The following is a 22,721-nucleotide window of genomic DNA, read 5'->3' as shown; positions in this document are numbered from 1 at the left end:
GCGTTGAGACCCGGATCACCCGGACCCGGGCCGATGACCGTCCGTCTGGGACGGGAGACGGTCCGTGAACGGTCTCTCGTCCCAGGAGGAGACGGTGTCCCTCCTCCTAGGAGGAGGGAGAAGCGGTGACCGGACCGAGGGTCGGTACGGACGCGTCCGGCCGGCTCTTCGTCTCCTCCCCGCACACATAGGCACGCGGCGGATAGTCGCCGGGACCGGCCAGGACGACCTTCCCGTCCGTCGCCGCGCTCTCCGCGAACGTACAGACGATCTGCGCGAGCGCGGCCGCCGCCAGGTCCTCCGGCTGGCGGCTCAGCCGCAGTGTGCCCGCCGGGTCGGCGGAGCGCCCCGGCGAGACGACCAGCGGCCCCCGCACCTCCGTGGTGAAACCGGCCTCACGCTCGGCGGCCGACGGCCGTGCCTGGAGTTCGTCCAGCAGCACCTGCGCGAGCCGCGCGCGGGTGTCCGTGGTCTTCTCGTCCGGCATCCGCGCGGCGCGCTCCACCGACGCCAGCTCGGACGCGCACTCCAGGTACACGCGCACCGGCAGACCCGGTGCGGCCTGCGTGACCACGTCCTTGCCCGGTACCTCGCACGGCATCCGCGAGGGCGCGGGCCCGGCGTCCACCGGCACCGACGTGGTCCTGATCCCGCACGCCGTGGCACAGAACGCCAGCGCGAGCACCCCCGCCAGCACCCCGCCCGTACGGCCCGTACGGCGCACCCGTGTCACCGTACGTCGCCTTCCTCTCCCGTTTCCCGATCGCGGTCCCGGTCCGCGTCCGCGGTCCTGGAGCCGTCCCGAGGCAGCCGCAGCACGAACATCGCGCCGCCGTCCGGCACATTCGCCGCCGTGATGTCGCCGCCGTGGATGTGCGCGTTCTCCATGGCGATCGACAGCCCCAGCCCGCTGCCCTCGGAGCGCGGCCGGGACGCGCTCGCCTTGTAGAACCGGTCGAAGACGTGCGGCAGGACGTCCTCGGGGATGCCGGGCCCGTGGTCCCGTACCTCGATCACCAGCTCCTCGCCCTCCGTCCGCACCGCCACCCGTACCGGCGAACCGCCGTGCTTGAGGGCGTTGCCGATCAGATTCGCCAGGATCACGTCGAGCCGGCGCGGATCCAGCCGCGCCACCATGCCGCGCTCCGCGTCCAGGTCCACCGCGTCCAGCCAGGCCCGCGCGTCGATGCAGGCCGTCACCTGGTCGGCGACGTCCACGTCGTCCAGGACGAGCCGGGCCGTACCCGCGTCGAAGCGGGTGACCTCCATCAGGTTCTCCACCAGCACGTTCAGCCTGCGCGTCTCGCTGACCACCAGCGTCACGGCCGGCGCGATCATCGGGTCGAGGCTGTCCGCCTCCTCCTCCAGGACCTCCGCCACGGCCGTCAGCGCCGTCAGCGGCGTGCGCAGCTCGTGCGACATGTCCGCGACGAAGCGGCGGCTGGACTCCTCCCGCGCGCTCATGTCCGCGACCTTCTTCTGCAACGACTCCGCGGCGTTGTTGAACGTACGGGAAAGCTCCGCCAGTTCATCCGTCCCCGACACCCGCAGCCGGGTCGCGAACTTGCCCTCGCCGAGCTGCCGCGCCGCCTCGCCCAACCGCTGCACGGGCTTGAGCACGGTCGTGGCGGCGGCCTGCGCGAGCAGCGCCGAACCGACCAGGGCCAGGGCGGTGGCGATCCCCAGCGACCAGGCGAGCGAGTTGAGGTCGGCCCGCTCCTGGTCCAGGGACTTGTACAGATAACCGGTCGGGCCGCCGCCTATCACGCGGGTACCGCCCACCAGATACGGCGTCCCGTGGCGCTCCGTGCGCTGCCAGAAGAGATGGAAGGGGTACTTGTTCCCCGACGTCACCGCCTGCCGCCGGTTCACCGCGTTCCGCAACGAGGCCGGCACGTCGTCCAGTGTGAAGGTGTCGGGGTCGGAGGCGCCCACGATCGGCTTCCCCTCGGCACGCTCGCCGATCAGCAGGACGCTGTAACCGGGGCTGTCGCCCGCCATCTGCTCGGCGGTGCTCTGGAGCTCGCTCTGCTGCGGCCGCAGCGGCAGGTCGGCCGCGCGGTTCTGCATCTCCTGGTGGAAGTCCGTCAGCGCCGCGTCCTGCGTCCTCGTGAGGACCGCCTCGCGGTTGAGCCAGTACGCGATGCCCGACGCGGACACCGCCGCTGTCAGGGCCACCGCGCCGAAGACCACCACGAGCCGCAGCCGCAGGCTGGTCCAGCGCAGACTGGCCATGACGGCCTTCTTCGCGGCGCTGCCCCGCGCGACCCGGCTCTCGGGCGGGCGGCCGTCTATCGCGCCGTCGTCCGCCGTACCACCGCCCGCGCCGTCCCGCACGCCCTCCCGCACGCCGTCACCCACCGGACCGCCGTCCGGGCCGTGCCCCACCGCCACGCCACTCACGAAGGGGCGTCCAGCCGGTAGCCCACCCCGCGTACCGTACGGATCAGCGTCGGCGAGGACGGCACGTCCTCCACCTTCGCCCGCAACCGCTGCACACACGCGTCCACAAGACGCGAGTCGCCCAGGTAGTCGTGCTCCCACACCAGCCGCAGCAGCTGCTGCCGCGACAGCGCCTGCCCCGGCCGGCGGCTCAGCTCCAGCAGCAGCCGCAGCTCCGTCGGCGTGAGCTGGAGATCCTCACCGTTCTTCGTGACCGTCATCGCGGACCGGTCGATCACCAGGGACCCGAACGACGCGGAATCGGTCGACTCACGCTCCCCGCGCCGCAGCACCGCGCGGATGCGGGCGTCCAGCACCCGCCCCTGCACCGGCTTCACCACATAGTCGTCCGCGCCGGACTCCAGCCCGACGACCACGTCGATGTCGTCGTTGCGCGCGGTCAGCAGGATGATCGGGAGCTGGTCGGTGCGCCTGATGCGACGGCACACCTCGAAACCGTCGATCCCGGGCAGCATCACATCCAGCACGATCAGGTCCGGGCGCTGCTCGCGCAGCAGCTTCAGGCCGTCCTCTCCCGTCGCCGCGGTGGCCACACGGTGGCCCTGGCGTGACAACGAGAGTTCGAGGGCCGTGCGGATGGCGTCGTCGTCCTCGATCAGCAGCAGGAAAGGCACGGAGGTCATTCTGTCCCATGGGGGGACCGGAGTTCGACAGTTGGAGCGCTCCCAGTGTTCCGGCCCGCTTTTACCGGTGCTTTCACCGTGCTTCCCCAGGCACTCCACGACCCCTGTGACAGGCCTGTGACAGTCGGCGGACAGGTCCATGAAACTGCCCCGGCAATCTCATTGGCACAGGGAAAAGAACAGACTCCAACCGACGGGGGGCGCGAGATGAACGCACTGCACGGCACCACCTCAAGCGCAGTTGTCACGCGTCTCCACGACGTCACGCGGAGCACCGAGAAGTCCGGCGCCGTGAACGGGCGGGGGTGCGTGCGCGGCGCCGGGCGTCAGGTCAAGACCTCGTCCTACATGACGCTGATCGACGTGGTCGAAGGCGCCAACGGGGGTTCGGGCGGCGGGGGAACGGCGTACGGGGAGGGCACGGGGGAACGGCGGGTCCCGACGGAGAAGGAGAACGCGGAAGCCGCGTTCACCGCCTACGTCCAGGAGCGCCGCGCCTCCCTGTACGCCACCGCCTACCACCTGACCGGCGACCGGTTCGAGGCGGAGGACCTGCTCCAGAGCGCGCTGTTCTCCACGTACCGCGCCTGGGACAGGATCAGCGACAAGGCGGCGGTCGGGGGCTACCTCCGCCGCACGATGACCAACCTGCACATCAGCGCGTGGCGCAGGCGCAAGCTCAACGAATACCCGACGGAGGAGCTGCCGGAGACGGCGGGCGACACCGACGCGATGCGCGGCACGGAACTGCGCGCGGTCCTCTGGCAGGCGCTCTCCCGCCTCCCCGAGACCCAGCGCACGATGCTCGTGCTGCGCTACTACGAGGGCCGTACCGATCCCGAGATCGCGGACATCCTCGACATCAGTGTCGGCACGGTGAAGTCCAGCATCTGGCGGTCGCTCCGCCGGCTGCGCGAGGACCAGGTCCTCAGCTTCGGCCGTGACGAGGAAGAGTCCTTCGGCGAGCTGGTCGCCTGAGGGCAGTGGGGGGAGCGGGGCCTGCCGTCCCGGGGGAGACGGCGGGGAGTGGGGGGAAGCACGGGGGTACGGGGGTACGGGGGTACGGGGGAAGGCACGGGGGGAACAGCGAAGCGGCTCGAACAGGTCCGGGGGGTCCTGTACGAGCCGCTTCGTCGTGCTTCGACGCGCTGTACGCTGGGTGTACGGGGTGCTCAACGGCCGCTTGCGGTGGGGGCGGTCGTGGTCCTGGCGGGCACGGTCACCGGTGCCGGGAGGGCCACCGGCCCCTTCGCGACAGCGGTCTTCGCGACAGCGGCTTCGATACGGCTCAGCGCCTCCGCCTTCGCGCACGGGTGGGCGCCCAGGGCCGCCTGGCGGGCCACGATGCCGCGTTCCGCGCGCATCAGCCGCCAGCCCCGGCGCAGCAGGAACGGGACCGACTTGCGGCCCTCGCGCAGGTCGCGCAGCAGACGGCGGCGGTACGTGGTCGAGGGGCGGCCCCGCAGGCAGAGCGCGTCCGCCAGGAGGCCCAGCTCGCCGCAGCGGGCGACGATGTCGGCGGCGAAGATGCCCTCCGCGACGAACACCGGCGCGTGCCCGAGGTCGAACGCCTCCGTGTCCTCGCGTGAGCTGGTCGCGATCGAGTAGACGGGGACGGTCGTACGGCCCGTACGGCACAGCTCCGCGATCGACGCGACAGCGGCGTCCGCGTCCCAGGACAGGGGCGAGTCCCAGTCGATGTCCGTACTGCCGGGGACCAGCGGGAGCGTCGGGTCGACGCCTTCTTTGTAGAAGTCGTCGAGGCGCAGCACGGGCAGTCCCGTACGGGCGGCGAGGGACGACTTGCCGGAGCCGGAGGGGCCGGCGAGCAGCACGACCCGGGGCGGGTGCGGTTGGGGGCTCACGGGACACCAGTCTGGCGTACGGACCGCCGGAGGGGATCCCCGGGGAGGGTTCGGGGTGAATTGTTGGTGTCGGAGAGGGCCGGTCAACTACGCTACGTGTCATTCCGATTACGTACACCACTCGGCCAGTCAGGAATCCCATGGCACGTCACGCAGCCCACACCTCTCCGCGCCGCGCCCTGCTGCGCGCCGGTCTGACCGTCACGGCGGCCGGTGCGGCCCTCGGCCTGGCGGGCGCGGCGGCCGACGCGGCACCGGCCGCGGCACCGGTGGCCACCTCGGACGACACCCCGCTGGCGGCGGCCGGCTCAGCGGCGGCGGCGGGCCTCACGGGGGCCCTGACGCACACGGCGGCCCCGCTCACGAGCCTCAAGCTGGACCCGCTGGCGGGCACGGGGGTGGACCCGCTGGACAACGCGGTGGGCACCCAGATCGCCGACTTCAAGCCGGTCTCGACGGCCCGCCTGACGGCTCCGGTCACCAGCGGCGGAGCGATCAAGGACCTGCCGGTGGCGGGGGCGGTGACGGGGCTGCTGACGGGGTGAGCGGACGGGGACGTACGCGACTGTGCCCGCCGTTCGACGGAACGGCGGGCACAGTCACGTACAAGACGGCGGGCGCAGTCAGGTACAGGAGGGGCCTGTCAGCGCCACGTGGGTCAGTACGACGCGCCCGAGGTGCCCAGTTTGCCTGTGGGGTGCCAGACCGTCTTCGTCTCCAGGAACGCCGTCAGGCGGCGCGTTCCGGGGTCGGCCGTCCAGTCGTCGGCGCGGGGGCGCAGGACTCGCTTGACGTTGTCCGCCGCCGCGATCTCCAGCTCCTTGGCCAGGGCCTCGTCCGCGCCCGTCAGGTCGATGCCGTTGACGTCCTGGTGCGCGGCCAGCGGGGTCGCGATCTCCGCCGTACCGCCGGACAGGATGTTGACCACGCCGCCCGGTACGTCGGAGGTGGCCAGCACCTCGCCCAGGGACAGCGCGGGGAGCGGGGACGACTCGCTCGCCACGACGACCGCCGTGTTGCCGGTCGCGATCACCGGGGCGAGGACGGAGACCAGGCCGAGGAAGGACGACGTCCGGGGCGCCAGGACCGTCACGACGCCGGTCGGCTCCGGGGTGGAGAGGTTGAAGTACGGGCCCGCGACCGGGTTCGCGCCGCCCACGACCTGGGCGATCTTGTCGGTCCAGCCCGCGTACCAGACCCAGCGGTCGATCGTGGCGTCGACGAGCGCCGCCGCCTTGGAGCGGGAGATCCCCTCCGACGCGGCGACCTCCTGGGCGAACTGGCCCCGGCGGCCCTCCAGCATCTCGGCGACGCGGTAGAGGACCTGGCCGCGGTTGTACGCGGTCGCGCCCGACCAGCCGCCGAACGCCTTGCGGGCCGCGACCACCGCGTCCCGCGCGTCCTTGCGGGACGACCGGGGGGCGTTCGCCAGCCACGTGCCCTTGGAGTCCGTCACTTCGTACACCCGGCCGCTCTCGCTGCGGGGGAACGCGCCCCCGACGTACAGCTTGTAGGTCTTGAGGACGGACAGTCGCTCGTCAGACATCGAGGTATGCCTCCAGGCCGTGGCGGCCGCCCTCGCGGCCGTGACCCGATTCCTTGTAGCCGCCGAAGGGCGAGGTCGGGGCGAACTTGTTGAACGTGTTGGCCCAGACGACGCCCGCCCGGAGCTTGCCCGCGACCGCGAGGATGCGCGAGCCCTTCTCCGTCCAGATGCCCGCGGACAGGCCGTACTGGCTGTTGTTCGCCTTGGCCACGGCCTCCTCGGGCGTACGGAACGTCAGCACGGACAGCACCGGGCCGAAGATCTCGTCCCGCGCGACGGTGTGCGCCTGGGTGACGTTCGTGAAGAGCGTGGGCGCGAACCAGTAGCCCGCGGACGGGAGTTCGCACGCGGGCGACCAGCGCTCCGCGCCCTCCGCCTCGCCCGTCTCCGCCAACGCGCCGATACGGGCCAGCTGTTCGGCGGAGTTGATCGCGCCGAGGTCCGTGTTCTTGTCCAGCGGGTCACCGATCCGCAGCGACGACAGCCGGCGCTTGAGCGCGTCCAGCACCTCGTCGTGGACCGACTCCTGGACGAGGAGGCGCGATCCGGCGCAGCACACCTGGCCCTGGTTGAAGAAGATGCCGGTGACGATCCCCTCGACGGCCTGGTCGACCGGCGCGTCGTCGAAGACGATGTTCGCGCCCTTGCCGCCCAGTTCGAGCGTGACCTTCTTGTCCGTACCGGCCAACTGGCGTGCGATGGCCTTGCCGACGCCCGTCGAGCCGGTGAAGGCGATCTTGTTCACGTCCGGGTGCGCCACCAGCTCCGCGCCGGTCGAGCCGTCCCCGGTGATGATGTTCACGACGCCCTTGGGCAGCCCCGCCTGGCGGCAGATGTCCGCGAAGAAGAGGGCCGACAGGGGCGTGGTCTCGGCCGGCTTGAGGACCACCGTGTTGCCGGTGGCGAGCGCCGGGGCGATCTTCCACGCGAGCATCATCAGCGGGAAGTTCCAGGGGATGATCTGCCCGGCGACCCCCAGCGGGCGCGGATCCGCCCCGTACCCCGCGTGCCCGAGCTTGTCCGCCCAGCCCGCGTAGTAGAAGAAGTGCGCGGCGACCATCGGCAGGTCGAAGTCGCGTGTCTCCTTGATGGGCTTGCCGTTGTCGAGCGTCTCCAGGACGGCCAGTTCGCGCGAGCGCTCCTGGATGATCCTGGCGATACGGAACAGGTACTTGGCGCGCTCGGTGCCCGGCAGCACCGACCACTTCTCGAAGGCCTTGCGGGCCGCCCGCACGGCCCGGTCCACGTCCTCGGCCCCCGCCTGGGCGACCTCGGAGAGCACTTCCTCGGTGGACGGGCTGACCGTCTTGAAGACCTTGCCGCCGGCCGCGTCGGTGAACTCGCCGTCGATGAACAGGCCGTAGCTCGGCGCGATGTCGACGACGGAGCGCGACTCCGGGGCGGGCGCGTATGCGAATGCGTTCGTGGATGCCACGTTCTTCGATGCCCTCTCTGCTGCCATCTCCGCCTCAGTCCACCGTGACGTAATCGGGGCCGGAGTACCGGCCGGTGCTGAGCTTCTGACGCTGCATCAGCAGGTCGTTCAGCAGACTGGACGCGCCGAAGCGGAACCAGTGGTTGTCCAGCCAGTCCTCACCGGCGGTCTCGTTCACCAGCACCAGGAACTTGATCGCGTCCTTGCTGGTGCGGATCCCGCCCGCCGGCTTCACGCCGATCTGGACCCCGGTCCGCTCCCGGAAGTCCCGGACGGCCTCCAGCATCAGCAGGGTGTTCGCGGGGGTCGCGTTGACCCCGACCTTGCCGGTCGACGTCTTGATGAAGTCCGCGCCGGCGATCATCCCGAGCCAGGAGGCGCGGCGGATGTTGTCGTACGTGGACAACTCGCCGGTCTCGAAGATGACCTTGAGGCGGGCGGCCCCGGCGGCCTCCTTCACGGCGCGGATCTCCTCGTACACCTTGAGGTAGTGGCCCGCCAGGAACGCGCCGCGATCGATGACCATGTCGATCTCGTCGGCTCCGGCGTCCACGGCGTCCCGGGTGTCCGCGAGCTTCACGCTCAGCGAGGCGCGGCCGGCCGGGAAGGCGGTGGCGACGGAGGCCACCTTCACCCCCGAACCCGCCAGCGCGGCGACCGCCGTCGCGGCCATGTCCGGGTAGACACAGAGCGCGGCCGTGGTGGGCGCGGTGCGGTCGGTCGGGTCGGGCCTGAGCGCCTTCGCGGCGAGGGCCCGGACCTTGCCCGGGGTGTCCGCGCCTTCCAGCGTCGTCAGGTCGATCATGGAGATGGCGAGGTCGATGGCGTACGCCTTGGCCGTGGTCTTGATCGAACGCGTACCGAGCGACGCGGCGCGCGCCTCCAGGCCCACGGCGTCGACGCCGGGCAGTCCGTGGAGGAACCGTCGCAGTGTGCTGTCGGACGCGGTCGCGTCCACGAATTCGTGGGTGAGGGTCGGCATGGTCACCAGAGGAGCATATCTACGCGCGTAGCGGTGTGTACAGCGTCCGTGAGCGTCCGGAGGGGAGCGTTCCCTAGATGTGACCGTGGCCTGACCGTGCTTTTCGGGACGTACGGCAGAATCGGAGGTATGACGAGTACCGACCAGCCCTCCGAGCCGACCTACGCCGACCGTGTCTACCGGTCCTCGGGCGGGATCGCGGGCGGGGTGATGCTGCTCCTGCTCTCCGTCTGGCTCGGCGGCGACGCGCTCATCAACGGCACGGGCCGCACACCGTGGCTCGCGCTGGCGGGGCTGCTGCTGGTGGTGCCGCTCGTCATCGCCTTCACCCTGCGGCCGGCGGTCTTCGCGGGCGAGGACCGGCTCCGGATCAGGAACCCGTTCCGGCTGATCACCGTGGAGTGGTCGGCCGTGAAGGACATCCGGGCCGGGTACTCGTGCGAGGTGTTCACGGAGGACGCGGGCAAGTACCAGCTGTGGGCGGTACCGGTGTCGCTGCGGCAGCGGAAGCGGGTGGCGCGGCGGCAGTCGCGGCAGGCGCATGACGATCCGCACAATATGACGTCCGTCACGGCGGATGTGAACGACACGGGGGCGCGGATGGCTCAGGCGGATCGCACGGTCGTGGAGCTGCGGGATCTTGCGGAGCGGGGTGTTTTGCGGGGGGCGGGGGAGGCGGTCGCCGCGCGTTGGGCGTACGAGGTGATCGCACCTGCGGTGGCGGGGCTGGTGGTCCTGGTCGTGCTGCTGTCGACGGGCTGACGTCCGTCCGTCGTCCGTTGGCTTCCTGCTTGTCCTCAATCGCCGGACGGGCTTGGGTTGGCCTCTGCCCGGTGCGCGGGCGCGGGTTACTGATGTCCTCAATCGCCGGACGGGCTGGGTTTGTCGTGGTGGCGGGGGGTGGGGCCTGCGGAGGTGCGTATGTCCGGACTGCATGTTTTACGGCGCCTCAGGGACTTGTATGGCTCACCGGTAGTCATGCGCCACAAAACACGCTTTACGTCCGGACACACGCACCTCCTCCGACCCCACCCCCCTCACGCCGAGGGTGAGCCGAACGACCCCCCGCTGCGGGGAGCGCCTGGCGCCCGGTGGGCGAGCGCGGCTTACCGATGTCCTCAAACGCCGACGGGCTGGATGGTGCCCCCGTGCCCTCCAACGCCGGACGGACCCGGGGTTGTTTTGGCGCGGGCGTGGAAGGGGGACGGGCAGGGGTCGTGTCCGGAACGTAGAGCGTGTTTTGTGTCGCGTGACTACCGTGAATGTCCGGAGTCCCCGAACGCGACGTAAAACATGCAGTGCAGGACACGACCCCTGCCCGGCCCCCGGCAACAACCCGCGCCTACGCAACCGGCCCGCAGCGGGCACAACCAAGCCCGTCCGGCGATTGAGGACAACACGAACCGCAACGCGGTCACCCAGACCCGCGGCCCACCGGCCCCAGAACGCCTGTCCGGCGATTGAGGACAATCAGTGAGCGCAACGGACAACGGGCAGGCGTCTACGAAAGGCCCGCCGCCCCCGCAACATCCCGCTTCAAAGACAAAAGCACGCCCGTCGCAGACAACCTCGTCGAAGCCAACGCACCCCGCGAGGGAACCGCCGCCACAACCTCCAAGTAGCACTTGATCTTCGGCTCCGTGCCGCTCGGGCGCACCACCACCCGCCCCCGGTACCCCCCGCCCTCCAGGACATAACGCAACCCGTCCGTGGGCGGCAGCCCAACGCCGGCGTTCAGGTCCTCCGCCGAGACCACGTCCAGCCCCGCCAGCGTCACCGGCGGGTGCTCCCGTAGTCGGCGCATCGCGTCCGCGATCAGGGACAGGTCCGTGACCCGTACGGACAGCTGGTCCGTCGCGTGCAGCCCGTGCGCGAGGGCGAGGTCGTCCAGCAGGTCGCCGAGCGTGCGGCCCCGGGACTTGAGTTCGGACGCCAGCTCCGCCACGAGCAGCGCCGCCGTGATGCCGTCCTTGTCGCGTACGCCGCCGGGGTCGACGCAGTAGCCGAGCGCCTCCTCGTACCCGTACCGCAGGTTCTCGACCCGGGCGATCCACTTGAAGCCGGTCAGCGTCTCCTCGTACCCGACCCCCGCCGCCTCCGCGATCCGGCCGAGCAGTGAGGAGGACACGATCGAGGCGGCGAACGTGCCGGTCGCGCCCTTGTTCACCAGGTGCGCCGCGAGCAGCACGCCCAGTTCGTCGCCCCGCAGCGTCCGCCAGCCCGCGCCGCCCTCGGCGGCCTCGTCGGGGACGGCCACCGCGCAGCGGTCCGCGTCGGGGTCGTTGGCGATGATCAGATCCGGCCGTACCCGCCGCGCCGTCGCGAACGCCAGGTCCATCGCCCCCGGCTCCTCCGGGTTGGGGAAGGCCACGGTCGGGAACGCCGGGTCGGGCTCGGCCTGTTCCGCGACCAGGGTCGGCGCGGGGAAGCCCGCGCGCGCGAAGGCCGCGAGGAGCGTCTCCGTACCGACGCCGTGCAGCGCGGTGTGCACGACCCGCGCCGTGCGCGGTGAGCCCGGCGTCAGGACGGTGTCCGTACGGGCGAGATACGCGTCCAGAACCTCGTCCCCGAGGATCTCCCAGCCGTCCTCCGGCCGCGGTACGCCGGCCAGCGGGCCGACCGCCGCGATCTCGGCCGCGATCTCGCCGTCGGATGGCGGCACGATCTGGGAGCCGTCGCCCAGGTACACCTTGTAGCCGTTGTCCCGGGGCGGGTTGTGGCTGGCGGTGACCTCGACCCCGGCGACCGCGCCCAGGTGCCGTACGGCGAAGGCCAGGACGGGCGTCGGCAGCGGACGCGGCAGCACGGCGGCGCGCAGGCCCGCGCCGGTCATCACGGCCGCCGTGTCGCGGGCGAAGTCTGCGGACTTGTAGCGGGCGTCGTACCCGACGACCACCAGGCCGCCGCCGTCCCCGCGTGCCTTGAGGTACGCGGCGAGGCCGGCCGCCGCCCGGATGACCACGGCGCGGTTCATCCGCATGGGTCCGGCGCCCAGTTCGCCGCGCAGTCCGGCGGTGCCGAACTGGAGCGTGCCGGAGAAGCGTTCGGTGAGGGCGTCCAGGTCGCCCGCGTCGATGAGCGCGGCGAGTTCGGCCCGGGTGTCCCCGTCCGGATCCTCGGCCAGCCAGGCCTTGGCGCGCGTGACGATGTCCTGCTGCACGGTGGGCGATACCTCCTCGCGCCGGAACCGGCGCCTGCGGGCTGGGGGGATGTAAGGGACGGGGGGCCCTGAGGGCCGGTGACCGGGAAGCGGGTGAGTGGGGGCTCGGCCCCGGGGATGTGACCCTAGGGCAGACGTGCCGGGCCGGACAGAGGTGTCCGACGCCTCACGTACGTCACACCCGCTCCAGCACCCGCGTCAGCAACGCCCCCATCTGCGTCGCCGAGTCGCGGCCCGCCTGGAGGACCTCCTCGTGGTTCAGCGGCTCGCCCGACAGCCCCGCCGCCAGGTTGGTGACCAGCGAGATGCCGAGCACCTCCGCGCCCGCCTCGCGTGCCGCGATCGCCTCCAGCACCGTGGACATGCCGACCAGGTCGCCGCCCATCACCCGGACCATGTTGATCTCGGCGGGGGTCTCGTAGTGCGGCCCGGGGAACTGGACGTACACGCCCTCCTCCAGCGCCGGGTCGATCTCCTTGCAGAGCGTGCGCAGCCGGGGGGAGTAGAGGTCCGTCAGGTCCACGAAGTGCGCGCCGACGATCGGGGAGACCGCCGTCAGGTTGATGTGGTCGCTGATCAGGACCGGCTGGCCGGGGCGCATGCCCTCGCGCAGGCCGCCGCAGCCGTTGGTGAGGACGACGGTCTTGCAGCCCGCGGCGACGGCGGTACGGACGCCGTGCGCGACGGCGGCGACGCCGCGGCCCTCGTAGTAGTGCGTACGGCCCAGGAAGACCAGCGCGCGCTTCTCGGCGATCTTGTACGAGCGGATCCTGCCGCCGTGGCCGGCGACGGCGGGCGCCGGGAACCCGGGTAGTTCGGTCACCGGGAAGTCCGCCTCGGGTTCTCCGAGCGCCTCGACGGCCGGTCCCCATCCCGAGCCCATCACCAGGGCCACGTCGTGGGTTTCGGCGCCGGTGAGCTCGCGCAGGAGGCCGGCGGCCTCGGCTGCGGCGGCGTGGGGGTCGGCAGGTCCGTCGGCGAAGGCCGGGTTAACAGATGCGTTCACGCGGATGAGCGTAGCCGGTCGTGCCCTACGCGCGTAGATGACGGGTGGGACGGTACCGGGATCGTTAACGTGTTGTTTCCGACAAAAGGCTGATCTACCCGCGTGGCGGGGAGGCCTGATCTGTACGTACGGCGCGTGAAGCTGGTCTGTCCGTACGACGACAAAGCCTGATCCGGGGGTGCGTCGGCCGGGGCTGATCCGGCCGAACTGCCGGTCCGTACGCCCTGCCCGTAGCACCGTCGCGCGCCCTGCCGGTACCCCCGCCCCCGCTCAACAGGGGCGCTTGCGCAGCTCCATCACATAGTCGTGCGGCGCCCCCGCCGAATCCGCCGCGTCGGCCAGCTCGCCCAGGTAGCGGGCGGACGGCAGGCCGCCCTCGTACCCGTTCAGCACGTACAGCCAGGTCGGCTCCTTGCCGTCCAGCGTGTCCACGCGCACCCGCATCCGCCGGTAGATGTCGAGTCCGACACCCTCCCAGCGGTCCATCGAGTCCTCGTCCATCGGCGCGATGTCGTACAGCGCGACGAAGACCTGGGAGCGCGGCGCTTCCACGATCGTGGCCAGCGCCCCCTCCCAGCCCATCTGCTCCCCACCGAAGGTGAGCCGCCAGCCGTTGAGCCAGCCGGTCCCGCGCAACGGTGAGTGCGGGGCGCGGCGGGACATCAGCCGCGCGTCGAGGTTGCCGGCGTAGGCGGCGTAGAGCGACATGGGTCCGAGGGTACGGGAGGTGGGGGCGTGGCCGCCGGTGCACCGTCAGGACGCCCGAACGGATGGCGGGTGATCTTCGGACGGAGGAACCTGACGGGCGGGGACGAATCCACTTGGCGCGTGCGGGACAATGGGGTACGACTGCATCCCCCGGGGACACCCCCGGAACCCCGGCCGGGGTGTCGATGGGCCGGGTCGACCATGCGAGGCGGACTTTTTCGTGACCCGGATCGTGATCATCGGCGGCGGACCCGGCGGCTACGAGGCGGCCCTGGTGGGCGCCCAGCTCGGCGCGGAGGTGACGGTCGTCGACTGCGACGGGCTCGGCGGCGCGTCGGTGCTGACCGACTGCGTGCCGTCGAAGACGCTCATCGCGACGGCCGAGGTGATGACGTCCTTCGACTCCTCGTACGAGGAACTGGGCATCATCGTCGCGGACGACACGCCTCCCCTCGAACAGAAGGCGCGGGTCGTCGGTGTCGACCTCGGCAAGGTCAACCGCCGGGTGAAGCGGCTCGCGCTCGCCCAGTCCCACGACATCACCGCCTCTGTCACCCGGGCCGGCGCGCGGGTCATGCGCGGCCGTGGCCGGCTCGACGGCCGGCAGGCCGTGGACGGCTCGCGCCAGGTCATCGTGCGGGCGGTGGACGGCACGGAGGAGTCGCTGACCGCCGACGCCGTGCTGATCGCGACCGGCGCGCACCCCCGGGAGATCCCGGACGCGCAGCCGGACGGCGAGCGCATTCTCAACTGGACCCAGGTGTACGACCTCGACGAGCTTCCCGAGGAGCTGATCGTGGTCGGGTCGGGTGTGACGGGCGCGGAGTTCGCCGGCGCGTACCAGGCGCTCGGCTCGCGCGTGACGCTCGTCTCCTCCCGCGACCGGGTGCTGCCGGGCGAGGACCCGGACGCCGCCGCCGTCCTGGAGGACGTCTTCCGCCGCCGCGGCATGAACGTGATGTCCCGCTCCCGCGCCGAGGCCGTCAAGCGGGTCGGCGACCGCGTCGAGGTGACGCTCTCGGACGGCCGGGTCATCTCCGGTACGCACTGCCTGATGGCGGTCGGCGCGATCCCCAACACGCGCGGGATGGGCCTCCAGGAGGCCGGGGTCGTGGTGAAGGACTCGGGCCACATCAAGACCGACCGGGTCTCCCGTACGTCCGCACCCGGCGTGTACGCGGCCGGTGACGTGACCGGCATCTTCGCCCTCGCGTCCGTCGCGGCGATGCAGGGCCGTATCGCGATGTACCACTTCCTGGGGGACGCGGTGGCCCCGCTGAACCTCAAGACGGTCTCGTCGAACGTCTTCACGGATCCGGAGATCGCGACCGTCGGCTACAGCCAGTCGGACGTCGACAGCGGCAAGATCGAGGCGCGGGTCGTCAAGCTGCCGCTGCTGCGCAACCCGCGCGCGAAGATGCAGGGCATCCGGGACGGCTTCGTCAAGATATTCGCTCGTCCCGGTACGGGAATCGTGGTCGGCGGCGTTGTTGTCGCGCCGCGTGCGAGCGAGCTGATCCACCCCATCGCGGTCGCCGTGGACAACAGCCTCACGGTCGAGCAGATCGCGAACACCTTCACGGTCTACCCGTCCCTGTCGGGCTCGATCGCCGAGGTGGCGCGGCAGTTGCACACGAAGAGGGCGGCCGAGGAGGCCTGACCTGACCGCAGGCGGTTGGAGCGGCGGTCCGGTCGGCGATCCGATCGGGGGCCGGTCGTCCAATACCACTTGGGACGCTCGTCTGTGTACAACTTCTGTTATTCGCCGCAAACTGCTGAAAGCAGACGGTCGTTGGGGTTACTGTCAGTTTCGTGTTCGCTGCAGAACGTCGCCAACTGATCCTCGAAATGGTGCGCGCCAACGGGGCCGTGTCGCTCCGTGAGCTCGCCCGTGTCGTCCAGACCTCCGAAGTGACCGTCCGGCGTGACGTGCGGGCGCTGGAGGCAGAAGGACTCCTCGACCGCCGGCACGGCGGTGCGGTACTGCCGGGCGGATTCACGCGAGAATCCGGCTTTCCGCAAAAGTCCCATCTCGCAACGGCGGAGAAGACGGCCATCGCCGATCTCGCCGCGAGTCTCGTCGAAGAGGGCGAGGCCGTGGTCGTCGGCGCCGGTACGACCACGCAGGAGCTGGCCCGCCGGCTCGCGCGGATCCCCGGTCTGACCGTCGTCACCAACTCCCTGCTGGTCGCCCAGGCCCTCGCGCACGCCAACCGCGTCGAGGTCGTCATGACGGGCGGCACGTTGCGCGGTTCCAACTACGCGCTGGTCGGCAGCGGGGCCGAGCAGTCCCTCCAGGGGCTGCGGGTCAGCCGCGCGTTCCTCTCCGGGAGCGGGCTGACGGCCGAGCGCGGCTTGTCCACGTCCAACATGCTCTCGGCGAGCGTCGACCGGGCGCTGGTGCAGGCGGCGGCGGAGGTCGTCGTCCTGGCCGACCACACCAAGCTCGGTACGGACACCATGTTCCAGACGGTGCCGACCGACCTGATCAGCCGGCTGGTCACCGACGAACCGCCCGCGCACGACGACCGCGCGGGGACGGAGCTCCAGGCGCTCGCCGACCAGGGTGTGCAGATCACGGTCGCGGGCGCGGGGCCCGCGGGATCCGGCTCCCCGTCGGGTGAGGGCGTCCCGCCGGGTGGCCGGTCCCGCCGGGACGTACCCCTTCCCGGCCAGCGTCGTACGCACACACCGGGTGGCCCGGGTCCGCAGCTCCGGAGCGCGGCGGCGGCTCTGGCGGAGCAGCAGCCGTCGGAGCGGGCGAGGGTGGCGGACATGCGGCGCCGCTGAGGCGCGGTGCGGATGCCGGGACCGCCTCGCCGTTGGGGGTGCGGGGTTGCGCGACTGCCCCGCCATCGTGGCGCGGGTGGGTGTCCTCAAGCGCCGGACGGGCTTGGAATGTCGGTGCCTGCGGGTCGTGGTGTCCTCAATCGCCGGACGGGCTTGGTGTCGGCGTCGGTTTCAGGCCCGTCAGGGTCAGGGTCAGGAGGCGGTCCGCCAGGGCCGGGTCCGTCGGGGACTGTTCGGCCGCCAGGGCGATCGCGTTCGTGAGCTGCATCAGGTCGTCGATCGACACCTCGGGCCGTACGTGACCGCCTCGCTGCGCCCGTACGAGCAGCCGCTCGCCCGCCGCCCGCAGCGGCACGCTGCACTCCGACAGCGCCGAACTCTCGTCGTGCGACGCCGACATGAGCGCGCGGGAGAGGCCGCGGTACTCACCCGCGTGGGTGATCAGCGCCCGCAGCCACTTGACCAGCGCGCCGCACGGCTGCTCCGCCCCGGCCAGTTCGCGCGAGTGCTCCAGCAGCGAGGCCAGCGCCTCCTGGAAGACCGCGCTGAGCAGGGCCTGCCGGGTGGGGAAGTGGCGGTAGAGCGTGCCGATGCCCACGCCCGCCCGCCGCGCCACGTCCTCCAGCGAGGCGTCCGTACCGTGCGCCGCGAAGCTGCTCCGGGCCTCCGTCAACAACCGCTCGTAGTTGCGCCGCGCGTCGGCGCGCATGGGCCGGGGCGGCGCCTGCGCCGTACTCCTCGCCGTCATGCGGACTCCTCGTCTCCCCACCGGCGGCCCGCGAAACCGGCCACCGTCGTCCCAAGGATGCCACCGCCCCGCCCCGGCACCACTTCGCGGACACGCAGACCGCCCCCGCCGGGAACACCCGGCGGGGGCGGAAGCGAGCGTCGTGACGGGGGTGTCAGTCCTTGATCTCGCAGATCAGGGCGCCCGAGGTGACCGAGGAGCCGACCGTGGCGTTCAGGCCCTTCACCGTGCCCGAGCGGTGGGCGTTCAGGGGCTGTTCCATCTTCATGGCCTCCAGGACGACGATCAGCTCGCCCTCCTTGACCTCCTGGCCCTCCTCCACCGCGACCTTGACGATCGTGCCCTGCATCGGGGAGGCGAGGGAGTCGCCGGAGGCGGCGGGGCCTGACTTCTTGGCAGCCCGGCGCTTGGGGCGCGCGCCGGCGGCCAGGCCCGTACGGGCGAGGGTCATGCCGAGACTGGTCGGCAGCGAGACCTCCAGGCGCTTGCCGCCCACCTCGACCACGATCGTCTCGCGGCCCGACTCGTCCTCGTCCGCGTCGGACGGCACGGCGAACGCCGGGACGGTGTTGACGAACTCCGTCTCGATCCACCGGGTGTGGATCGTGAACGGGTCGGCGGTGAAGGCCGGGTCCACGACCACCGCGCGGTGGAAGGGGATCGCCGTGGCCATGCCCTGCACGTCGAACTCGGCCAGCGCGCGCGCCGCGCGCTGGAGCGCCTGCTCGCGGGTGGCGCCGGTGATGATCAGCTTGGCGAGCAGGGAGTCCCACGCCGGGCCGATCACGCTGCCGGACTCGACGCCCGCGTCCAGGCGGACACCGGGTCCGGCGGGCGGGGCGAACGTGGTGACCGTACCGGGCGCGGGCAGGAAGCCCCGGCCCGGGTCCTCGCCGTTGATACGGAACTCGAAGGAGTGACCGCGCACCGCCGGGTCGCCGTATCCCAGCGCCTCGCCGTCGGCGATCCGGAACATCTCGCGGACCAGGTCGATCCCGGTGACCTCCTCGGTGACCGGGTGCTCCACCTGGAGACGGGTGTTGACCTCCAGGAAGGAGATCGTCCCGTCGGCCCCGACGAGGAACTCGACCGTGCCCGCGCCGACGTAGCCGGCCTCCTTGAGGATGGCCTTCGACGCGGCGTACAGCTGCGCGTTCTGCGCCTCGCTCAGGAACGGCGCCGGGGCCTCCTCGACCAGCTTCTGGTGGCGGCGCTGGAGCGAGCAGTCACGCGTCGACACGACCACGACGTTGCCGTGCGTGTCGGCCAGGCACTGCGTCTCGACGTGCCGGGGCTTGTCCAGATACCGCTCCACGAAGCACTCGCCCCGCCCGAAGGCGGCGACGGCCTCCCGTACGGCGGAGTCGTACAGCTCCGGGATCTCCTCCAGCGTGCGGGCGACCTTGAGCCCGCGCCCGCCCCCGCCGAACGCCGCCTTGATCGCGATCGGCAGCCCGTTCTTCTCCGCGAACGCCACGACCTCGTCCGAGCCGGAGACCGGATCGGGGGTGCCCGCGACCAGCGGGGCACCCGCGCGCTGCGCGATGTGCCGCGCGGCGACCTTGTCGCCGAGGTCGCGGATGGCCTGCGGCGGCGGGCCGATCCAGGTCAGCCCGGCGTCGAGGACGGCCTGGGCGAATTCCGCGTTCTCGGAGAGGAACCCGTAGCCGGGGTGGACCGCGTCCGCCCCCGAGTCCTTCGCCGCTCCGAGCACCTTGGCCATGTCCAGATAGCTGGTGGCCGGGGTGTCACCGCCCAGGGCGAACGCCTCGTCGGCCGCGCGGACATGCAGGGCATCCCGGTCCGGATCGGCGTAGACGGCTACGCTCCCGATTCCGGCGTCCCGGCAGGCACGGGCGACGCGGACAGCGATTTCGCCTCGGTTGGCGATGAGCACCTTGCGCACGATGGCTCCCTCCTTGGAACAAGCTGAGTTTAGGGACTGCCGACACGCCCCCTCGACCCGTCCCCAGTGGTGAGCTTGCCCACACGGAGCGTGAGTCGAGGCTTGCCCAAGTCGCGAATTCCCTTGTGGCACCACGGTACGCCCGGATCCTCCCCCGCACAGTAACGGTCGGGTGCGGTCCGTTTCTCTGTCAGTGTGCCCCGCGCTCGATCGTGTTTCTTTGTTGACTCTCTACGAACGGGCAGATCGTTCTTTGCCTCTGCCCGAGCCCTTGTCCGGCCGTTTACCGGTGAGTAGCGTGCGCGATGTCGTCCGTACCGGCGGTAACAACTGGAGAGGGTGGTGCCGTGATACGCAGACCCGTGGCCTGGGTGGCCGCGATCGTGCTGCTGGTGGAAGCCGTCGGATTTGTCTTCGTCAACGGGGTGCTCGCCACGGTCGTCCACAACCAGCGGATGTCCCTGGCCGGCCTCGACCCCGACGCCATGTCCGCCGGTACGTGGGCGATGGGCGGCGTGACCGCCCTCTTCCTCGTCCTGTGTGCGGTGACCATGGTGCGTACGGCCCTCAGGAACCGCGCCCCCGGCCGCTTCGGCCGGATCCTGCTGATCACCTGCGCGGTGGTGCACGGCGTGCTCGGCGCGTTGACGGTGGGGCTGGTGGGGTGGACGGCCTTCCTGTTCATGATGGGGGTGTTGGGGCTGCTGGTGCTGGTGCTGGTGGGCCCGTCAGACCCAGAGATCCGTGATCGGAACCCCGTGCTCGGCCAGCAGCCGACGCAGCAGGGGCAGTGAGAGGCCGATCACGTTGCCGTGGCTGCCGTCGATCGAGTCGACGAACGGCGCCGAACGGCCGTCCAGCGTGAAGGCCCCCGCCACATGGAGCGGCTCGCCCGAGGCGACGTACGCGGCGATCTCGGCGTCCGACGGGCTGCCGAAGCGGACGGTGGTGGAGGCGGTCTCGGACACGCGGCGGCCGGTCGCCGTGTCGATCACGCAGTGGCCGGTCCTGAGGATGCCCTCGCGGCCGCGCATCGACTTCCAGCGGGTGGTGGCCTCTTCGGCGTCGGCGGGCTTGCCGAGGGCCTCGTCGTCCAGGTCGAGTACGGAGTCGCAGCCGACGACCAGCGCGCCGGCGGCCTCCGGGAGGGCCGCCACGGTCATGGCCTTGGCCTCGGCGAGCAGGAGCGCGAGCGCGGCGGGGTCCGGGGCGGACAGCGCGTCCTCGTCGACCCCGCTGACGATCACCTCGGGCGCGAGCCCGGCCTGACGGAGCAGGGAGAGGCGGGCGGGGGAGGCGGAGGCGAGCACGAGCCTGCGGCGGGGAGCGGTCATGCGGGCCATGGTAGGACGGCGGTGAGGGGCCTGTGGACGTCGCCCATGGACGTCAGAGCAGGCCCAGGACGAGCATCGCCAGGACCATCGCGAGCGCGAGGACCACTCCGGCGCGGTGGAGCATGGTCTGCCCCTCGCGCAGTTCCTCGGGCGGTTCGTTCTTCGGGTCGGACCACAGCATGCTTCCGATCCTCCGGCGATCCCGTCCGGGGCGCCTGAGTACACGTACTCAGGCGCCCTGCCGCTGCTGACTACGCCCGTCAGCCGGGCCAGTAGGTGCGGGCCCAGGAGCGGGGCCCCGGCTGGGGGAGCCGTTCGCGGAGCACCCGGTCCGGGGCGGACCAGGCGGCCGGCGGCTCGGGCGGGGCGGCCGTGGCGTCCGAGCCGTCGGCCGTCGCCCGTACCCGCGCCTGGACGACCGTCAGGGCCGCGGCCAGCTCCTCCGGAGTCGGGTTGCCGCGTATCACTTTGATCATGGCCATGTCCCCTTTCCTGCCTGTCTCCTGCCTGCCGTACGGGCCGTCTAGAGCGGGATGTTGCCGTGCTTCTTAGGAGGCAGGCTTTCCCGCTTCGTACGGAGTTGACGCAGGCCCTTCACCAGGTGCGCCCGGGTGTCCGAGGGCATGATCACCGCGTCGACGTACCCGCGCTCGGCCGCCACGTACGGATTGAGCAGCGCGTCCTCGTACTCCTGGATCAGTCCGGCCCTGGCGGCGTCCTGCGCGGCCTCGTCGCCGGCCGCCGCGATCGTACGGCGGTGCAGGATGTTCACCGCGCCCTGCGCGCCCATCACCGCGATCTGGGCCGTCGGCCAGGCCAGGTTGAGGTCCGCGCCGAGGTGCTTGGAGCCCATCACGTCGTACGCGCCGCCGAACGCCTTGCGGGTGATCACCGTGATCAGCGGGACGGTGGCCTCCGCGTACGCGTAGATCAGTTTCGCGCCGCGCCGGATGATGCCGCCGTACTCCTGGTCGACACCGGGCAGGAAGCCAGGCACGTCCACGAACGTCAGCACCGGGACGTTGAAGGCGTCACACGTACGGACGAACCGGGCCGCCTTCTCCGAGGCGTTGATGTCCAGACAACCGGCGAACTGCATCGGCTGGTTGGCGACGATCCCCACCGGATACCCCTCGACCCGGCCGAAGCCGGTGAGGATGTTCGGCGCGAACAGCGCCTGGGTCTCCAGGAATTCACCGTCGTCCAGCACGTGCTCGACCACGCGGTGCATGTCGTACGGCTGGTTCGCGGAGTCCGGGATCAGCGTGTCGAGCTCGCGGTCCTCGTCGGTCGTCTCCAGCGCGGCCTGCTCGGGGAAGGCGGGCGGCTCGGAGAGATTGTTGGAAGGGAGGTACGAGAGCAGGGACTTGACGTATTCGATGGCGTCCTTCTCGTCCCCCGCCATGTGATGCGCCACGCCGGACGTGGTGTTGTGCGTACGGGCTCCGCCCAGCTCCTCGAAGCCGACGTCCTCGCCGGTCACCGTCTTGATGACGTCGGGGCCCGTGATGAACATGTGGGACGTCTGGTCCACCATCACCGTGAAGTCCGTGATGGCGGGCGAGTAGACGGCGCCGCCCGCGCAGGGGCCGACGATCAGGCTGATCTGCGGGACCACTCCGGAGGCGTGCACGTTGCGCCGGAAGATCTCGGCGAAGAGGCCGAGGGCCACCACGCCCTCCTGGATCCGGGCGCCGCCACCGTCGTTGATGCCGATGACCGGGCAGCCGGTCTTCAGCGCGAAGTCCATGACCTTCACGATCTTCTCGCCGTACACCTCGCCGAGCGAGCCGCCGAAGATCGTGAAGTCCTGCGAGTAGACGCAGACCGGGCGGCCCTCGACCGTGCCGTAGCCGGTCACCACGCCGTCGCCGTACGGGCGGTTCTTCTCGATGCCGAAGGCGGTCGAGCGGTGCCGGGCGAACTCGTCCAGCTCGACGAACGAGCCCTCGTCCAGCAGCAGGCCGATCCGTTCACGGGCCGTCAGCTTGCCCTTGGCGTGCTGCTTCTCCACGGCCCGCGCGGAGCCCGCGTGGGTGGCTTCCTCGATACGGTGCTGGAGGTCCGCGATCTTGCCCGCGGTGGTGTGGGCGGTTTCGGGCTCGGACATCGGGATGCGGCTCCCTGCGGGTTGCGGGTGCGGTGGTCTTTCCGC

General features: G+C 71.3%; 22 protein-coding genes. 6 read left to right on the top strand and 16 right to left on the bottom strand.

What is annotated here, in order from left to right; translation table 11 throughout:
• Positions 1 to 106 precede the first annotated feature (106 nt).
• From OG349_RS13330 to afsQ1, 3 genes are read right to left on the bottom strand one after another with little or no spacing between them, the layout of a single operon-like run.
• Positions 107 to 733 (bottom strand): hypothetical protein, encoded by a 627-nt coding sequence (locus OG349_RS13330; RefSeq protein WP_327234819.1) that lies wholly within the window; start codon positions 731 to 733, stop codon positions 107 to 109.
• The gene (locus tag OG349_RS13325; protein ID WP_442806382.1) at positions 730 to 2,361 is read right to left on the bottom strand and encodes an ATP-binding protein; all 1,632 of its coding nucleotides are present in this window, start codon (positions 2,359 to 2,361) and stop codon (positions 730 to 732) included. Before OG349_RS13325 ends, OG349_RS13330 begins: the two co-directional genes overlap by 4 nt.
• A gap of 38 nt (positions 2,362 to 2,399) precedes the next feature.
• Positions 2,400 to 3,077, bottom strand: coding sequence for a two-component system response regulator AfsQ1 (afsQ1, locus tag OG349_RS13320; protein WP_161312356.1), 678 nt, complete (start codon positions 3,075 to 3,077; stop codon positions 2,400 to 2,402).
• A gap of 216 nt (positions 3,078 to 3,293) precedes the next feature.
• On the opposite strand from afsQ1, the gene OG349_RS13315 reads away from it, so the two are divergent.
• Positions 3,294 to 4,064 (top strand): SigE family RNA polymerase sigma factor, encoded by a 771-nt coding sequence (locus OG349_RS13315; protein ID WP_327234818.1) that lies wholly within the window; start codon positions 3,294 to 3,296, stop codon positions 4,062 to 4,064.
• Between the two features lie 194 nt (positions 4,065 to 4,258).
• Here OG349_RS13315 and OG349_RS13310 read toward each other — a convergent pair whose 3' ends face one another.
• Positions 4,259 to 4,951: a uridine kinase family protein gene (locus OG349_RS13310; protein WP_327234817.1), complete on the bottom strand. Its 693-nt coding sequence runs from the start codon at positions 4,949 to 4,951 to the stop codon at positions 4,259 to 4,261.
• A gap of 140 nt (positions 4,952 to 5,091) precedes the next feature.
• Here OG349_RS13310 and OG349_RS13305 point away from each other — a divergent pair, with 140 nt between their 5' ends.
• Positions 5,092 to 5,496, top strand: coding sequence for a hypothetical protein (locus OG349_RS13305; RefSeq protein WP_327234816.1), 405 nt, complete (start codon positions 5,092 to 5,094; stop codon positions 5,494 to 5,496).
• A gap of 113 nt (positions 5,497 to 5,609) precedes the next feature.
• On the opposite strand, the gene OG349_RS13300 is transcribed toward OG349_RS13305, so the two are convergent.
• Genes OG349_RS13300 through deoC form a run of 3 tightly spaced genes read right to left on the bottom strand, consistent with a single transcriptional unit; the run spans position 5,610 to position 8,914 of the window.
• On the bottom strand, positions 5,610 to 6,497 hold the full coding sequence (locus tag OG349_RS13300; protein ID WP_327234815.1) for an aldehyde dehydrogenase family protein: 888 nt from the start codon (positions 6,495 to 6,497) through the stop codon (positions 5,610 to 5,612).
• Positions 6,490 to 7,932 (bottom strand): aldehyde dehydrogenase family protein, encoded by a 1,443-nt coding sequence (locus OG349_RS13295; RefSeq protein ID WP_327234814.1) that lies wholly within the window; start codon positions 7,930 to 7,932, stop codon positions 6,490 to 6,492. Before OG349_RS13295 ends, OG349_RS13300 begins: the two co-directional genes overlap by 8 nt.
• 34 nt (positions 7,933 to 7,966) lie before the next feature.
• Entirely contained in the window at positions 7,967 to 8,914 is a 948-nt protein-coding gene (gene deoC, locus OG349_RS13290; RefSeq protein ID WP_327238560.1) for a deoxyribose-phosphate aldolase, read from the bottom strand.
• Between the two features lie 129 nt (positions 8,915 to 9,043).
• On the opposite strand from deoC, the gene OG349_RS13285 reads away from it, so the two are divergent.
• Positions 9,044 to 9,676, top strand: a complete 633-nt coding sequence (locus OG349_RS13285) for a PH domain-containing protein (RefSeq protein ID WP_327234813.1) — start codon at positions 9,044 to 9,046, stop codon at positions 9,674 to 9,676.
• A gap of 739 nt (positions 9,677 to 10,415) precedes the next feature.
• On the opposite strand, the gene OG349_RS13280 is transcribed toward OG349_RS13285, so the two are convergent.
• The 3 genes from OG349_RS13280 to OG349_RS13270 all read right to left on the bottom strand — a co-directional run bounded on the left by OG349_RS13280 (position 10,416) and on the right by OG349_RS13270 (position 13,788).
• Complete coding sequence (locus OG349_RS13280) at positions 10,416 to 12,074, bottom strand: phospho-sugar mutase (protein ID WP_327234812.1); 1,659 nt, start codon at positions 12,072 to 12,074, stop codon at positions 10,416 to 10,418.
• 175 nt (positions 12,075 to 12,249) lie between these two features.
• Positions 12,250 to 13,080, bottom strand: coding sequence for a purine-nucleoside phosphorylase (locus OG349_RS13275; protein ID WP_327234811.1), 831 nt, complete (start codon positions 13,078 to 13,080; stop codon positions 12,250 to 12,252).
• 270 nt (positions 13,081 to 13,350) lie between these two features.
• Entirely contained in the window at positions 13,351 to 13,788 is a 438-nt protein-coding gene (locus tag OG349_RS13270; protein ID WP_327234810.1) for a gamma-glutamylcyclotransferase, read from the bottom strand.
• A gap of 220 nt (positions 13,789 to 14,008) precedes the next feature.
• On the opposite strand from OG349_RS13270, the gene OG349_RS13265 reads away from it, so the two are divergent.
• Together OG349_RS13265 and OG349_RS13260 are read left to right on the top strand one after the other, a co-directional pair.
• Positions 14,009 to 15,448 carry an NAD(P)H-quinone dehydrogenase gene (locus tag OG349_RS13265; RefSeq protein ID WP_161309503.1) on the top strand — a complete coding sequence of 480 codons (1,440 nt, stop codon included), beginning with the start codon at positions 14,009 to 14,011 and terminating at the stop codon, positions 15,446 to 15,448.
• A gap of 152 nt (positions 15,449 to 15,600) precedes the next feature.
• Positions 15,601 to 16,578 carry a DeoR/GlpR family DNA-binding transcription regulator gene (locus OG349_RS13260; RefSeq protein ID WP_327234809.1) on the top strand — a complete coding sequence of 326 codons (978 nt, stop codon included), beginning with the start codon at positions 15,601 to 15,603 and terminating at the stop codon, positions 16,576 to 16,578.
• Positions 16,579 to 16,714: 136 nt separating this feature from the next.
• On the opposite strand, the gene OG349_RS13255 is transcribed toward OG349_RS13260, so the two are convergent.
• Together OG349_RS13255 and OG349_RS13250 are read right to left on the bottom strand one after the other, a co-directional pair.
• Positions 16,715 to 17,326 (bottom strand): TetR/AcrR family transcriptional regulator, encoded by a 612-nt coding sequence (locus OG349_RS13255; RefSeq protein WP_327234808.1) that lies wholly within the window; start codon positions 17,324 to 17,326, stop codon positions 16,715 to 16,717.
• Positions 17,327 to 17,480: 154 nt separating this feature from the next.
• Positions 17,481 to 19,232 carry an acetyl/propionyl/methylcrotonyl-CoA carboxylase subunit alpha gene (locus tag OG349_RS13250; protein WP_327234807.1) on the bottom strand — a complete coding sequence of 584 codons (1,752 nt, stop codon included), beginning with the start codon at positions 19,230 to 19,232 and terminating at the stop codon, positions 17,481 to 17,483.
• 305 nt (positions 19,233 to 19,537) lie between these two features.
• Between OG349_RS13250 and OG349_RS13245 the strand changes: the two genes are divergently transcribed.
• Entirely contained in the window at positions 19,538 to 20,026 is a 489-nt protein-coding gene (locus tag OG349_RS13245) for a hypothetical protein (RefSeq protein ID WP_327234806.1), read from the top strand.
• Here the strand turns inward: OG349_RS13245 and OG349_RS13240 are convergent.
• The 4 genes from OG349_RS13240 to OG349_RS13225 form a co-directional block, all read right to left on the bottom strand.
• Positions 19,961 to 20,575: a nucleoside triphosphate pyrophosphatase gene (locus tag OG349_RS13240; RefSeq protein WP_327234805.1), complete on the bottom strand. Its 615-nt coding sequence runs from the start codon at positions 20,573 to 20,575 to the stop codon at positions 19,961 to 19,963. The two genes, OG349_RS13245 and OG349_RS13240, sit on opposite strands and share 66 nt — an antisense overlap.
• A 43-nt stretch (positions 20,576 to 20,618) precedes the next feature.
• On the bottom strand, positions 20,619 to 20,747 hold the full coding sequence (gene mmpB / locus OG349_RS13235; protein ID WP_327234804.1) for a morphogenic membrane protein MmpB: 129 nt from the start codon (positions 20,745 to 20,747) through the stop codon (positions 20,619 to 20,621).
• A gap of 79 nt (positions 20,748 to 20,826) precedes the next feature.
• Positions 20,827 to 21,042, bottom strand: coding sequence for an acyl-CoA carboxylase subunit epsilon (locus OG349_RS13230; protein ID WP_327238559.1), 216 nt, complete (start codon positions 21,040 to 21,042; stop codon positions 20,827 to 20,829).
• Between the two features lie 47 nt (positions 21,043 to 21,089).
• Positions 21,090 to 22,676: an acyl-CoA carboxylase subunit beta gene (locus OG349_RS13225; RefSeq protein ID WP_327234803.1), complete on the bottom strand. Its 1,587-nt coding sequence runs from the start codon at positions 22,674 to 22,676 to the stop codon at positions 21,090 to 21,092.
• Positions 22,677 to 22,721 lie beyond the last annotated feature (45 nt).

The organism is Streptomyces sp. NBC_01317 (assembly GCF_035961655.1).
GTDB lineage: Bacteria > Actinomycetota > Actinomycetes > Streptomycetales > Streptomycetaceae > Streptomyces.
This window is presented reverse-complemented; position numbering and strand designations above follow the sequence as displayed.